The following is a 14,012-nucleotide window of genomic DNA, read 5'->3' as shown; positions in this document are numbered from 1 at the left end:
GCACGCCGCGCACCATACCACCGACCCCGTGGCCGAGCACAGCGGGCGACTACCGGGCCGGGCTGCGCAGCAGGGCTGCGAACTGATCGGCCGGCATCGCCCGGTGGAACAACCAGCCCTGCGCGTCGCCTGCACCCAGGCCCAGCAGGATCTGACGCTGCACCTCGTTCTCGACGCCCTCAGCTGTCAGCGCCAGCTTCAGGCTGTGAGCCAGCGTGACGATGGTCTGCACGATGGCATGGCTGTCGCTGTCGGGCGTCAGGTCGGCGACGAAACAGCGGTCGATCTTGAGCCGGTCCAGCGGTAGGGTCTTCAGCTGCCCTAGCGAAGAGTAGCCGGTTCCGAAATCGTCCAGCGCGATATGCACGCCCAGCGCCCGCAGCTCGACCAGCATATGGCGCAGCGCCAGCGTGTTGCCGAACAGGCTCTCAGTCACCTCGATCTCCAGGCAGCCGGGATCAAGCCGGTGGCGCTGCAAGGCGTCGCGCACCAGCGCCGGCACATCGTCCTGCTCAAACTGCCGCACCGACACATTGACCGCCACCCGCAGCTCTGGCCACAGCCTCGCCCAGACCGCCGCCTGCGCGCAGGCCTGGTCCAGCACCCAAGCACCGATGGGCACTATCAGGCCGGTGGTCTCGGCCACCGGGATGAAGCGGTTGGGCGCAACCGCGCCGAGCTGGGGGTGCTGCCAGCGCAGCAAGGCCTCGGCGCCGAGTATGCGGCCGCTGCGCATCTCGACCACCGGCTGCCAGTGCAGCAAAAGCTCGCAGCGCTCCAGGGCCTGGCGCAGGCCCTGCTCTATGCGCAGCTGCTCATTGGCCTCCTCGGCCTGCGAATGCTCATACAGAGCGGCACGGTTGCGGCCGCGGGACTTGGCCTCGTACATCGCCGCATCGGCCGCCTTCAGCAACGCATGCGGGCTGCAGACATGCTCGGGCCACAGCGCCACGCCGGCGCTGGCGGTGACGCAGACCACCTGGGACTGCAGCGACACCGGCTTGGCGATAGCGGCCAGCAGCTTGGCCGCCAGCGCCAGCGCATCGACTGCGCGGGATGCGTGACTCATCAGCACGACGAACTCGTCGCCGCCCAGCCGGATCGCGACGTCCTCGCGGCGCAGCAGGCTTTTCAGCCGCGCGGCCAGCGCCTTCAGCAGCTCGTCGCCGCAGTCGTGGCCGAGCGTATCGTTGATGGTCTTGAAGCCGTCCAGGTCGATGAAGATCAGACCCAGCGGCGCGCCGCCCGAGACGATATGGGCCTGCAAGGCTTCCTGCAGATGCAGGCGGTTGCCCAGGCCGGTCAGCGGGTCGTGCAGGGCCAGATGCTGTAACTTGAACTGGGTGTCGCGGATCTCGCTGATGTCGGAGAAGCTCAGCACATGATGGCTGGCCTGGCCCTGGGCGTCGAGCACCGCGCATAAATGTTCCAAGGCCGGGAAGGTGCTGCCGTCGCGCCGCATGCAGGTCACCTCGCCCTGGCGCTGGGTCCGCGCCGGCCAGTCCATGTGGTCGCCATGGCGGCGCGCATACAAAAAACTCTCCGGCGCACGACCCTGCACCTCGGCCTCGGCCCAACCCGTCATCGCGCTGAATGCCGGATTGCAGCTGAGCACGAGGCAGTCGGCATCGAGAAAGAGAATAGCCTCGTCAGTGGCATCGAAAACCACCAAGGCCTGGCGCAGTCGGGTCTCGCCCTCGATGCGCTCAGTGACATCGCGCAGCATGCCCATCACCAACTGATCGGCCTCGAAACGGCGCGCATGGATCTCCATCCAGCGCGACGCGCCCGACCCGGCCTGCCAGCGGCACACCATGTCCATCGGCCGGCCCTGTTGCAGCAGCTCGTCCAGCGCCTGCCCCGCCGTGGGGTCCAGGTGCTGGCGCAGCTCTGCAATGCTCATGGCCTGGCCCAGCGGCCCCAGCTCGCTGCCCAGGCCATGGCCGCTCCAGCGCAGCGCGCCGCCGCCGGCGCTCTCCAACTCCAGCACCGACAGGCGGGCCGACTCCAGCGCTAGCAGCAGCCGGCGCTCGGCCTTCTCGGTCTTGATCTCCTCGCGGCGCCGCGCCATCGCCATGCAAACGGTGGCATTGAGCTCGCGCAGCTCGAAGGGCTTGAGCAGATAACCATAGGGTGCGGCCAGCGCCGCGCGCTTGAGCGTCTCGGGCTCGCCATAGGCGGTCAGAAAGATCACCGGCACGGCCAACAGCTCGCGGATCTGACGCGCCGCATCGATGCCGTCGCTGCCACGGTCCAGGTGGATGTCCATCAGCACCAGGTCCGGCACAGTCGAGGTCGCCAGCCTGACCGCCTCGGGCTCGTTGGCCGCAATGCCCACCACCTCGAAACCCAGTTGCTCCAGCCCGCTGCGCAGGTCCAGCGCGACGATGCGCTCGTCCTCGACGATCTGCACCCGCAAGGGCCGCTCGATGGCATCAAACATCTTGGACTCCCTTGACCGTATCCTGTTCCAGATGCAGGCTGATGCAGGTGCCGGCCTCGCGCCGCACGGTCAGCCGCGCCCGCGCCTGTTCGGCCAGCAGGGGCAGCAGTTGCAGCCCCAGACCGCGCCCCTCGCCCGGCTCCAGCCCCTCGGGCAGGCCGATGCCGTCGTCCAGCACCTCCAGCACCGCAAGGCCATCGCCTGGCGCCGCGCCAGTCCGAAGCCGAATGCAGACCAGGCCGGCGCGACCGTCCGGGAATGCATGCTTGATCGCGTTCGTGACCAGCTCATTGACCAGCAGCCCGCAGGGTATGGCCTGCTGCAGATCCATACTGAAACCGCGGTCCGGCGCGTCAACCTCCAGGCGCAGCTTGCTGCCGCCACCCAAATAGGTGTCGCGCAGCAGGCTGCCTAGCCGGCGCAAATAGGGGCCCAGTTCCAGCGCGCTGAAGTCGCGCCGCTCGAACAGCAACTGGTGCATCAAGGCCATCGACCGCACGCGACTCTGGCTGTCGCGCAGCGCCGCCTGCACCCCGGGCTCGGCATTGCGGGACTGCAGGTTCAGTAGGCTGGAGATGACCTGCAGATTATTCTTGACGCGGTGGTGTACCTCATTGAGCAGCACGGTCTTCTCGGCCAGCGCGCGCTCGATCTCGGACTGGGCGGCGCGCCGATCGGTGACATCGCTGATAGTGGCCAGCACCTGCTGGCCCTCGCTGCCGGGCAGCGGGTTCAGGCCGATCTCGACCGCGAACTCGCTGCCGTCCTTCTTGCGCGCGTACAACTCCTGACGCTTGGCCATGTAGCGCAGCGCCGGCGTGCGCATGAAACCTGCCACATGGTCGACATGGGCCTCGCGCTGTCGCTCCGGCACCAACTGATGTACAGCCAGGCCGGCCAGCTCATAGCGGGTGTAGCCGAACAAGCCGGCCATGCTCTCGTTGGCCAGCAGCACCCGGCCGCTGGCGTCGATCAAGGCCATGCCGACGGTGGCGCCCTCAAAGACACGCCGGAATCGGTCCTCGCTGGCCTGCAGCGCTTGCTCGCTAGCACGCCTGGCGCTGATGTCCATGCCGGACGGCACCAGATGAGTGACCTGGCCCTGTTCATCGAACAGCGGCGCCAGCATGAAGTCCACCGCCATACGGCTGTCGCCGGCCATGCGGGCGACCACATCACGGCGCACCGTTTCGCCGGCGGCGGCGCGGCGCACCGCCTCGCGCATCCAGGCCTGCAGCTCAGCGTCATGATTCCACCAGGGTGCGTCCCAGAACGGCAAGCCGCGCACCTGCTCAAGCGCAATGCCGGCGGCCTCGAGCGGCGCACGATTGGCTTCGAGCAATTCACCTTCAGGGCTGAGTACGCCGACAAAGACGAACAAGCCATCGAGCACGCGGCGCAGGTGTTGCTCGCCGGCGGCCTTGACCCGACGCTCCAGAGTCAGGTTCAGCGCCTGCACCAGCACGCCCTGCACCGCACCGTCGCGGCCGGTAATCGGCAGGTAGTTGGCCTCCCACTCGGACAGCTCTCCCGGCAAGCTGGGCACCTCGGCCATGATGCGCAAACCCCGCTTGGCCTGCCCGGTCTCCAGCACCTCGCGCAGCAGCGGCACCAGCTTGGCGGCGGCATCGGGCAGCACTTCGGCCACGCTGCGCCCCAGATGCTGGGCCACGCTGGGGCCGTTCGCCTCGGCGAGCACACGGTTGATGCGGTGATAGCGCAGCCCGCTGTCCAGCACCGCCAGCCCGATCGGCCCCTCGCTGCCCAGCAGAACGTCCAGGGCCGACGCGCCGAGCGCGACGGCCGACTGCTCGTCAACCATGGAGCCTCCCTAAGGCATGCTTTGTAGCCTTATAACAAGGCTGGCCACAAATTGCACGCACGGGCGAAGCGCCGCACAAATAACTATGCCGGCAAGCCAAAACCCTTGCGGGTCTTGCCATGCCGGCATAGCACTCCTCCCCTCGATCAGCACGCTGAGGTCCAGGCAGCGAGTGATCGAAGAGCAGTATCTGATTCCACCCCCGGCCCGCCTATCCCCCTCAAGAGGGAGATCGGATCGCAGCCCGCCCTCAGGCGATCGCTACTCGTAACGGCCGGCGCGTCTGGCGCAGCAGATCTTCTAGCAGGCACAAGTAGTAGCCCAGCGGCGGTGTGCGCTTGCCCGGATGCTTGGCCAGATCGTCCCAGCGCCGCAGTTGCAGGGCCGCACTAGCATGGGGCTGGGCCAGGAAGATCAGGCGCTCCTCGGGCCGCATGCGGCCGCCCTGCAGGGTCAGGCTGTGACGCGAGGCCGGCGACAGGCCACGCTCGTAGCGCTCGTCAGTGCTGACCAGAAAACGCTTGGCTTGCACATGCAGCCGGATCGGCTCCAGCACCTCGGGGCCGAAACCGGTGGCCAGCAGGCCAAGCGCTCGGACCTCATGCTGGTCGTCGCACAAATCGTCGCTCGGCCCGCCGTCCAGCAGCTGACCCAGATCGTGCAGCAGGGCCGCCGCGACCAAGGCCTGGTCGGCATGCGCCCACTCCGCGAGCTGCGCGCACTGCAAAGCATGCTCCAGTGCGCTGACACTCTCGCGTCGCTCACCATCGTAGGCACAAGCGCCCCGGCGGATGAACAAGGCTTCGATCTTGGCGATCAGGTCCATGGCGGACTCCCTGCGAAAACTACAGCAACCTCCATCTTGCGCAGCGGTCGTGACCGGCGCATGACGCAATCATTCAAAATCACTGAACCCTAGCCTCAAGAGGCATGAACCGCCCTCCCAGCCTGGACATGCAAACTCCATCCCAAGCTCCCAGACTGAACCGCCATGCCAAAAAGCTCACGCCATGCCACACCACCAGCCCGCTACAACGGGCTGGCGATCGCCTTCCACTGGCTGCTGGCCCTGGCCATCGTCGGCGCTTTCGGGGTTGGGCTGTATATGGTCGATCAACCTTTTTCAATGAGCCGACTCAAGCTCTACAACTGGCATAAGTGGGCCGGCGTGACGATTCTGAGCTTGTCGGCGCTGCGTCTGCTGTGGCGCTTGATGCACCCGGCCCCGGCTGATCTGCCGGCTCCAGCCTGGCAGCGTCGCGCCTCGCACTGGGTTCACGGCCTGCTCTATGCCTTGTTCTTCGCGGTGCCGCTGGCCGGCTGGGCCTACAGCTCCGCGGCGGGCTTTCCTATCGTCTGGTTCGGCCTGCTGCCGTTGCCCGATTTCGTCGCCCCCGACAAGGCGCTGGCCGAGACCCTGAAGCAAACGCACAAGCTGCTGGCCTATGGCCTGGCGGCCCTGGTCGTAGCCCATGTGGCGGCCGCGCTGAAGCACCAGTTCCTCGATAAGGATGGCCTGCTGCTGCGCATGCTGCCCGCTCGTTCCTGAACCCCACCAAGAATCTCTAACTATGCGAACCCTCATCACCGCTGCGATTTCCGCCGCCGCCGGCCTGCTACTGCTGCAGGCACCGCTGGCCCATTCCCAGGCCAAGCCTGCCCAACTGCAGGCCGCTCAAAGCGAGCTCAGCTTCACCAGCCGCCAGATGGGCGTGCCGGTCGAGGGCCGATTTAAGCGCTTCGATGCCCAGCTGAATTTCGACCCGAAGAAGCCCGAGACTGGCAAGGTCGGCTTCACGATCGATCTGGCCAGCGTCTCGCTGGGCGCGCCCGAGCTGGAGAGCGAGCTGGCCAAGGCACCCTGGTTCGACAGCAAGAAGATGCCGCAGGCCAGTTTCCAGAGCACTGCCGTCAAGGCAACCGGCGCGGGCAAGTTCGAGGTGGTCGGCAAGCTGACGCTAAAAGGGCAGACCCGCGACATCGTCGTGCCCATCACGCTGGCCCAAGCCGGCCCGCTGTCCACCGCGACCGGCGGCTTCATTTTGAAGCGCCTGGAGTTCAAGGTCGGTGACGGCGAGTGGAGCGACACCTCCATCGTCGCCAACGATGTACAGATCAAGTTCAAGCTGGTTTTCAACGGCGTCGCGCCGCTCTGAGGCCCTCAGTTCCCCCACCCTTGCAAACGGAAATCCCATGAAAGAAGCCCTGTTCGCCGCCGCCTTGCTGGCGCTGTCCTCGTTGTCCCAGGCCGAACCCGTCAAGTACGCGATCGACCCGACGCACACCTTCGCCACCTTCGAGATCGGCCACTTCGGCGTCTCCACCAACCGCGGCCGTTTCGACAAGAAGGAAGGCTCGGTCACGCTGGATCGTGCCGCCAAGACCGGCAAGGTCGAACTGACGCTGGACATCAGCTCGATCAACACAGGCACCGCGCCGTTCAACAAGCATCTGCTGAGCGACGACATCTTCGCGGCCGAGAAGTTCCCGACCGCCACCTTTGTCGGTGACAAGTTCAGCTTCAACGGTGACAAGGTCAGCGAAGTAGCCGGCCAGCTGACGCTCAAGGGTAAGACCGCCCCGGTGACCCTGAAGGCCAGCAACTTCGGCTGCTACGACAGCCCAATGCTCAAGCGCGAAGTCTGCGGCGGTGATTTCGAGACCACCATCGACCGCACCCAGTGGGGCGTCGACTACGGCCTGGCCTGGGGTTTCCCGAAGAACGTCAAGCTGGTGATCCAGGTCGAGGCAATCAAGCAGTAAGCCTGGTACATCCGGCAACATCTGTTGCCGGCCGCTAGCGACACCCTGTGACAAGATGCCGCTTTGCAAAAACTGCGGGTTCCCCCTAAGAGGGGACAGCCAGATACTGGGGAGTTCCCTAGCATGGTCGCAGTCCAAAAGCAGAGGGGGATCAAAGTGTTTCAGCAACGTGGCGTTCAATTCGCGGTCATCTTGATGGTGCTGCTGCTACTTTTCGTCCAGTCCATGTTCTAGCGCGAGAGCGCAGCCGCATCCCGGCAAGGCCCCTGGCTCAACCCAGGGGCCTTGTTCTTTCTGGGCCGACGTCACCGACTGTCACGGCCCGGTGCACTTCAGCCCTTCGTCGCGGCACCGCATCGCAGCGCCATGGGTGCCTGCGCGCGCCTTGCGTACAGTGCGGAGCATCAAAAGGTCCACCGATGAACGCTCCTCCTTTCCCCCCAACGCCGCCCGGCGTCAGTTCGCCCACGCCCTACGCCCGCTGGCAGGCCCTGTCCTCGGCGCTGATGCGCGGCTTTCATGTCTATGCCAACTGGCTGGTTGGCATCAGCTGGAAGCGCTTTGCCGTGCTGTCGGTGCTGCTGCTGATCGGCACCAGTGTGCTGCAAAGCCTGCCGCCGTTCACTTGGCGCATCACTGAGCATGTCGAAGAAACGGCGCCACGCCGCGCGCGTGCCAAGCCACCCGCAGTCCCGGCGGCTCCGGCGCCACCTGCCGCACCGGTCGAGCAGACCAAGCCGGCAGCACTGCCCGCCAGTTCGCCCGAGGGCATACGCTACGACGTAACGATCGACGAGCGCGGGGTGCGGGTGATCCCGCGGGTGGCCAGCCAGCCCGCCTCCGGCGCCTCGGCGGCGGAGGCGGATGTCGACCCCAGCCTGCCCTCGATCGACATCAGGCTGCCTCCTTCGCTGAGCCGGGACGATGTGCGCGAGGCGGTGCAAGAAGCCAAGCACACGCTGCAGCAGGCTGCCCGTGACGCCCAGCAGGCGGTGCTCGACGCCCAGCAGGCCCAGCGCGATGCGGCCGAAGCCGCCCGCGAAGCACTGAACGTCGAGGCTGACGGGGAGCCCCGGGTGCGCATCAGAACCGTGCGGTTAGGCGACTTCCTGCAGGAGCTGGCGGTGTTCCTGGTCGTCGCCTCCGCCATCATCAAGATCACCTACAAGGGCCGTATCCAGGCCGAGGTCAAGGCGGCGGCGGCCACCGAGACGGCCGAGGCCGAGTCGCTGAAGCGCCAGGTCGTCGAAGCCAGGATGGCGGCGATGCAGGCCCAGGTGGAACCGCATTTTCTGTTCAACACCCTGGCCTCAATCGACCACCTGATCGAGACCGATCCGCCGCGCGCATCGCAGATGCAGAAGAACCTGATCGCGCTGCTGCGTGCGTCGATGCCAACGATGCGCGAGGCCAATGCCAACGGCGGGCGCGACCTGGGCCGCGAGCTGGCCGTGATCCGGCCCTATTTGGAGATCCTAAAGGTACGCATGGAAGAGCGACTGCACACTGAGATCGATGTGCCCGAGGGCCTGCTATCGGCTGAGTTCCCTTCAATGATGATCCAGGGCCTGGTCGAGAACGCGATCAAGCATGGACTGGAGCCCAAGGCCGAGGGCGGCAAGCTGACCGTCAAGGCCGAGATCCTGCACGGCAAGCTGGCCGTCACGGTCGCCGACACCGGTCTGGGCTTCGGCCGCGCCGCCACCGCCGGCACCGGTGTGGGCCTGGCCAATATCCGCGAGCGCCTGATGCTGCTGCACGGCCACAAGGCCGGCGTCACCGTCAGCGAGAACCAGCCGTCGGGCACGGTCGTCACGATCACCGTGCCTTATGCCACCTCGCGCAAGTACAGCGATGAAGGAGCCACTGCATGAAGCGCTTTTTCCAATGGATGCTCTTGATGAGCCTGCTGCTGGTGCTGCTGGCTGCCGCCGGCGGCTTCTTCATCTGGCAGGAGTTCGCCGCCCACCCGGGCGTTAGCGTCAGCATCAACGGCCAGGGCCTGGGGCTTGAAGAGATGCATGCAGCGCATTGGGGCAGCCTGATGCTCGGCGGCCTGATCGCCACCCTGGTGCTGCTGGTGGTGTTGCCGCTGGCCCTGGTACTGGGCCTGGGGCTGCCGCTGCTGATCGTCGCCGCCCTGCTAGGCCTGGCTCTGCTGGCCTTGCTGGGCATGAGCGGCCTGCTGCTGTCGCCGCTGCTCTTGCTGGGCCTGCTGCTGTGGCTGGTGCTACGCCGCACCCCGGACAAACCCGGAGCCGGGCGCGCTCACCCCAACCCTTAGCATGGCGGCCATGAGCGAAACCCCCAACCCCCCCCGCGTGCGTGCCGTCCTCGCCGACGATGAACGACTGATGCGCGAGCAACTGCGCAGCCGGCTGTTAGAAGTCTGGCCCGATCTGGACATCGTCGCCGAGGCCAAGAACGGCCTCGAAGCGGTCGAGCTGGTGCGCGAGCACAAGCCCGATCTGGTCTTTCTGGACATCCGTATGCCGGGCCTGACCGGCGTCGATGCAGCCCGCCAAATCGCACAACTGCCGGATGCCGGCGACGACGACAGCTGGCTGGTGCCCGAGATCGTCTTCATCACCGCCTACGACCAGTACGCGGTCGAAGCCTTCGAGCAGGGCGTGGCTGACTATGTGCTCAAGCCCGCCGAGCGCGACCGCCTGACGGTGACGGTGCAGCGCATCAAAAAACGCCTGGCCCTGCGCGAGGACACTGAGGCCGCACCGGACAACAAGGCCAGCGCGCCGCTGCAGCAGTTGCTGCACAAGCTCTCGGCCCAGCTGAACCCGGGCGGCGTCCCCGGCTATCTGCAATGGATACAGGCCACCGTCGGCCAGGCCATCCAGATGATCCCGGTCGAAGAGGTGCTGTTTTTCATCAGCGACGAGAAGTACACGCGGGTGCAGACCGCCACCCTCGAAGCCCTGATACGCAAGCCGATCAAGGAGCTGGTCGACGAGCTCGACCCGGCGCTGTTCTGGCAGATCCACCGCTCGACCCTGGTCAATGTGAAGTCCATCGCTGGCGTCACCCGCGACTTCCGTGGCCGCCAGCTGGTCGGCGTCAAGGGCAACAACGAAAAACTGGAGGTCAGCCGCAGTTACACGCATCTGTTCAAGGGCATGTGAGGCGACGGGCGGCGCTTGACATCAAGTTAACTTGAGCTTTTATCGTGGTGACCAGTTGACACCACGAGAAGATATATGGCCGAAACCGATGCTGCCCTCGCCGCACTTCACGATCTGCTCGACGACGGACTGGGGCTGAACCCCGAGTACGAAGACCAGCTCAGCTCGCACCTGCCGATGGCGCTGGATGCGCTGCAGGAGCTGGGGGCGGACGGCGCGCGCCTGCGCGAGTTCCGACGGCGCTATGGCGCAAGGCTGAGCAAGCTGCCCCCGGCGCTACCACTCGGCACACTGCGGCCCGTCGCCTTCGGCCGCATTGCGGACTACCCGGCCTGGCTTGCCTACTACCGCACAGCACTGCTAGACATCGGTCACGACGCACTGCTACGCCGCGAGTTGCCAGCCCTGATGCAGGGCTGTGGCGGCGCGGCCTTCCACGGCCTGATACGCGCCGGCCACGCGCTGCGCCACGGTCATCAGGGCGAACTGGCCGCCTCGCTGGCCTACTGGGCCAGCCGCCACATGCCGCTGGCGGCCGAGCCCGGCGCACCGCTGCCGTTGGGCGAGTGGCTGGCGGCGCTATGCGCGCTGCCGGACGCCGGCGCGATGCCGTTGCGCCCGCTGATCGCACAGCGCATGGCCGACTGGGGCGGGCGGGAGGACTGGCGCGTCGTCGCGGGCAGGTTGGCTGTTGAGGAGCTGCCGGCCCTGGCCCGCAGCGCGGCCGCACTTTACGTGCACACAGCCGACTTCACTGTGTTGCATATGATCACGGCCAGCGCCGCACTGCGCCAGAATTCTCCCTGGATGGACGCGCAGGCCATGAGGCCTTTCGGGGCCGCCGCAGCCGCAGCGCTGTTGTCGAGCGGCGCTGCCCGGCAAGCCGCCGCCGGCCCGCTGCCAGTGGCGTCGGCATCACTTGACTGGGACCGCCTGGCCACCCTCACCTTGATCCAGCATAACGACCATGTCATCAAGCTGGTGGCCGCCTGCCGCAAGATGGACCGAGTTGATCCGGCACCGGCATGGCGAGCGGCCGCGGCGCGGGCGCTGGGCGACACCCCTCAGAATTCTCCATGACGCCCTTTGCCGATCCCGCAGTGAAGGCGCATTTCGATGCCTACCCGCCGGGGGTGCGCAAGAAGATGCTCGCGCTGCGCGAACTGATCTTCGATACCGCCGCGCGGGCCGATGGCGTTGGCGAGTTGACGGAAGCCCTGAAGTGGGGTGAACCTGCCTATCTGACGGCCCGGTCCAAGAGCGGCAGCACAGTACGCATCGACTGGAAGCTCAAGGCGCCCGAGCAGTACGCGGTGTATTTCAACTGCCAGACCCGGCTGGTCGATGAGTTCCGTACCCTATTTCCGCATGACTTCAGCTTCGAAGGCAACCGTGCCTTGGTCTTCGCGCTTGACCAGGATCTGCCGCAGGACTCGCTGGCTTTGTGCATCGAAGCGTCACTGCGCTATCACCTTGGCAAGCGCTCGCCACAGGTACGAAGCTAGGTGTCGCCGCGCCGCAGGCTGGACGCGATGCACCATTGCGCAGCCCAGTAGGTCGATAGCACCCACAGCGCCGCCTCAGGCAGCGGGCCGGCGAACTTGTTGATCGCCAGCAGCGCGTCCGAGGCCAAGAACAGGGTGCCGCCCCAGGCCGCCCAGCGCGCCAGCGGCTCGCGCGTGGCGCCGATGCTGGCGCGCCACCAGCTCCAGGACTGGGCCGCCATCGCCGCCAGGCAGACCACATAAGCCAGCACCGGCGCCTGTAGCGTGGCCGGCACGCCCGGCCACAAGCGGCTCAGCACATAGCCGGCGATCAGGCCGAACATCAGCCAGGGCCACCAGGGCCGGGCCAGCCGCGTTTGCTGGCAAAAGGCCGCGATGTAAAGCAGGTGGGCCACCAAAAAACAGATCAGGCCGGGCACGAAACCCGACTCGGGCCACAGCAGGGCCACATCGCCGGCCAGCGAGAACGCGAGGCCCAGGCGCAGCAGCCGCGCCTGGCGGGGAGCGTCGGCGCCGCGCTGCCAGGCGTGCAGCATGATCAGCACGGTGGTCAGCGGTTTGGCCACAAAGGCCAGCTCGCGCGGCAGACTGGTGTAGCTCAGCGAGGCAATCGCGATCAGCGCGCTGATCAGGGTCAGCAGGGGAAGCAGCAGTCGTTGGAAGGCCATGCGCCCATTCTGGCTGGGCGCAAGACCTGGCCCCTCAGCACTTGCCCTCAGTCAATGCGGACCCAGCGCACGTCAATGTGATTGTTGGCGCGGTGCACCAGATTCACATTGCTGCGCGCGGCCCAGGGAATCACCTGGTGGTGCAGCGGGATCACCGCCACATCGTCCTGCACGATCTTCAGCGCGGCGATCAGCTGGTTGCGGCGCTTGACCACGTCGCCCTCGATCTTGGCGGCATCGATCAGCGCATCGAGCTTAGGATTGGCATAGCGGCCATAGTTCCAGCTTCCATCACCGCCGACCGGGCTGTGCACCAGGGCCTGCAGCGAGTACAACGCGTCGAAGGTCGCGACACCCCAACCCAGCAGGTGCAGACTGCTCTCCTTGCGCTGCAGTTTTGGAAAATAGGTGCTGGAGCCCTGGCTGTTGAGCCGCACCTGTACGCCGATCTTGGCCCAGAAGGCAGTCAGGGCCTTGCAGATCTCCTCATCATTGACATAACGGTCGTTCGGGCAGTCTAGCGGCAGCTGGAAGCCGTCGGGGTAACCGGCCTCGGAGAGCAGCGCCTTGGCGCGCACCGGGTCATAAGGCAGGCGGCGATCGCCCTCGATCGTCCAGCCGTCCGCCTGCGGCGCAACCAGAGAGCCGGCCGGCTGCGAAAGGCCGCGCATCGTCACCCGCTTCAAGGTCTCGATGTCGATGGCTTGGTACAGGGCCTGACGCACACGCAGATCCTTGAAAGGGTTGCGGCCCTTGATATTGCTGCCGGCCAGTTCCTCGCTGGCCTGATCCAGGCCCAGGAAGATGGTGCGGAACTCCGCCCCTTCGATGATCTTGACGCCGGGAGTGCTGCGCAGCTTGGGCACATCCTGCGGCGCGGGGTCGAGCACGAAGTCGATCTCGCCGGACAGCAGGGCCGCCAGCCGGGTTGCGTCCGAGCCTATCGGCGTGTAGACGATCTGGCTGACATTGCCGTTCAGCTTGCCCCACCAGTTCGGGTTCAGGCTCAGCTCGGTCCTGATGCCGGGTTGGCTGCTCTTGAGCACAAAGGGGCCAGTGCCATTGGCATTGCGCACCGCATAGGTCTCTTCCTTCTGCGCGAAGTTTTGGGGCTTCTCGATCTTGTGCTTGGTGGCCCAGTCCTTCGAAATGATGCGCACGCCGGTGATCTGGCGCAGCAAGACAGGGTTTGGCGCGCTCAAGCTGATCTCGATGCTGGAGGGCGACAGCTTCTTGACCCCGGTGACACCCTGCAGCAGCACCTTGAAGTTGGACGTGGGGCTTAGGGCGCGCTCAAAGGAGAACACCACATCGTCGGCGGTCAGAGCCGTGCCGTCATGGAACTTGACGCCAGGGCGCAACTCGAAGCGCCAATGCGTGGCATCGACCTGGGTCCACTTCGAGGCCAACGCCGGCTCGATCGTGAACTGCTGGTCGTAGGCCACCAGGCCCTCGTAGACAAAGGCATTGAACTGGTTGTTCAGCGCGCTGTTGTAGGCATGCGGGTCGAAGCTCTGCACATCACCTTGGCTGGCCCAGCGCAGGGGTTTGGCAAGGGACGCGCCGGCCACAAGGGCCAGAACGAGCGGGGCGATCAGATGGCGGATGGGGCGCATGGGGTGAAATTCTTGTCCAGGAAAACCCTGAATACTGCCCGCATCCGCCGCGGCCGGC

The 14,012-nt window shown here is 66.1% G+C and carries 13 protein-coding genes; 8 read left to right on the top strand and 5 right to left on the bottom strand.

Features of this window, described 5'->3' with window-relative positions:
* Positions 1 to 49: 49 nt before the first annotated feature.
* The 3 genes from OOZ63_RS01385 to OOZ63_RS01375 form a co-directional block, all read right to left on the bottom strand.
* Positions 50 to 2,443 carry an EAL domain-containing protein gene (locus OOZ63_RS01385; RefSeq protein WP_266003515.1) on the bottom strand — a complete coding sequence of 798 codons (2,394 nt, stop codon included), beginning with the start codon at positions 2,441 to 2,443 and terminating at the stop codon, positions 50 to 52.
* Positions 2,436 to 4,265: a PAS domain-containing protein gene (locus OOZ63_RS01380; protein WP_266003514.1), complete on the bottom strand. Its 1,830-nt coding sequence runs from the start codon at positions 4,263 to 4,265 to the stop codon at positions 2,436 to 2,438. The genes OOZ63_RS01385 and OOZ63_RS01380 overlap by 8 nt, the downstream gene beginning before the upstream one ends.
* A gap of 250 nt (positions 4,266 to 4,515) precedes the next feature.
* The gene (locus OOZ63_RS01375; protein ID WP_266003513.1) at positions 4,516 to 5,091 is read right to left on the bottom strand and encodes an HD domain-containing protein; all 576 of its coding nucleotides are present in this window, start codon (positions 5,089 to 5,091) and stop codon (positions 4,516 to 4,518) included.
* 165 nt (positions 5,092 to 5,256) lie between these two features.
* On the opposite strand from OOZ63_RS01375, the gene OOZ63_RS01370 reads away from it, so the two are divergent.
* The 8 genes from OOZ63_RS01370 (at position 5,257) to OOZ63_RS01335 (ending at position 11,670) form a co-directional block, all read left to right on the top strand.
* A complete protein-coding gene (locus OOZ63_RS01370; RefSeq protein ID WP_266003512.1) occupies positions 5,257 to 5,814 on the top strand; it encodes a cytochrome b in 558 nt (185 codons plus the stop codon).
* Positions 5,815 to 5,836: 22 nt separating this feature from the next.
* The gene (locus tag OOZ63_RS01365; RefSeq protein WP_266003511.1) at positions 5,837 to 6,421 is read left to right on the top strand and encodes a YceI family protein; all 585 of its coding nucleotides are present in this window, start codon (positions 5,837 to 5,839) and stop codon (positions 6,419 to 6,421) included.
* Positions 6,422 to 6,458: 37 nt separating this feature from the next.
* Positions 6,459 to 7,028, top strand: a complete 570-nt coding sequence (locus OOZ63_RS01360; protein ID WP_266003510.1) for a YceI family protein — start codon at positions 6,459 to 6,461, stop codon at positions 7,026 to 7,028.
* 419 nt (positions 7,029 to 7,447) lie between these two features.
* A complete protein-coding gene (locus OOZ63_RS01355; RefSeq protein ID WP_266003509.1) occupies positions 7,448 to 8,902 on the top strand; it encodes a sensor histidine kinase in 1,455 nt (484 codons plus the stop codon).
* Positions 8,899 to 9,312 (top strand): hypothetical protein, encoded by a 414-nt coding sequence (locus OOZ63_RS01350; RefSeq protein ID WP_266003508.1) that lies wholly within the window; start codon positions 8,899 to 8,901, stop codon positions 9,310 to 9,312. Before OOZ63_RS01355 ends, OOZ63_RS01350 begins: the two co-directional genes overlap by 4 nt.
* Before the next feature lie 10 nt (positions 9,313 to 9,322).
* On the top strand, positions 9,323 to 10,165 hold the full coding sequence (locus OOZ63_RS01345) for a LytR/AlgR family response regulator transcription factor (protein ID WP_266003507.1): 843 nt from the start codon (positions 9,323 to 9,325) through the stop codon (positions 10,163 to 10,165).
* 75 nt (positions 10,166 to 10,240) lie between these two features.
* Positions 10,241 to 11,245: a questin oxidase family protein gene (locus tag OOZ63_RS01340; RefSeq protein WP_266003506.1), complete on the top strand. Its 1,005-nt coding sequence runs from the start codon at positions 10,241 to 10,243 to the stop codon at positions 11,243 to 11,245.
* The gene (locus OOZ63_RS01335; protein WP_266003505.1) at positions 11,242 to 11,670 is read left to right on the top strand and encodes a DUF1801 domain-containing protein; all 429 of its coding nucleotides are present in this window, start codon (positions 11,242 to 11,244) and stop codon (positions 11,668 to 11,670) included. The genes OOZ63_RS01340 and OOZ63_RS01335 overlap by 4 nt, the downstream gene beginning before the upstream one ends.
* On the opposite strand, the gene OOZ63_RS01330 is transcribed toward OOZ63_RS01335, so the two are convergent.
* Both OOZ63_RS01330 and OOZ63_RS01325 read right to left on the bottom strand, forming a co-directional pair.
* Positions 11,667 to 12,338, bottom strand: coding sequence for a lysoplasmalogenase (locus OOZ63_RS01330; RefSeq protein WP_266003504.1), 672 nt, complete (start codon positions 12,336 to 12,338; stop codon positions 11,667 to 11,669). The two genes, OOZ63_RS01335 and OOZ63_RS01330, sit on opposite strands and share 4 nt — an antisense overlap.
* A gap of 47 nt (positions 12,339 to 12,385) precedes the next feature.
* Positions 12,386 to 13,954, bottom strand: coding sequence for an ABC transporter substrate-binding protein (locus tag OOZ63_RS01325; RefSeq protein ID WP_266003503.1), 1,569 nt, complete (start codon positions 13,952 to 13,954; stop codon positions 12,386 to 12,388).
* Positions 13,955 to 14,012 lie beyond the last annotated feature (58 nt).

Source organism: Paucibacter sp. PLA-PC-4 (genome assembly GCF_026241155.1).
GTDB lineage: Bacteria > Pseudomonadota > Gammaproteobacteria > Burkholderiales > Burkholderiaceae_C > Roseateles_E.
This window is presented reverse-complemented; position numbering and strand designations above follow the sequence as displayed.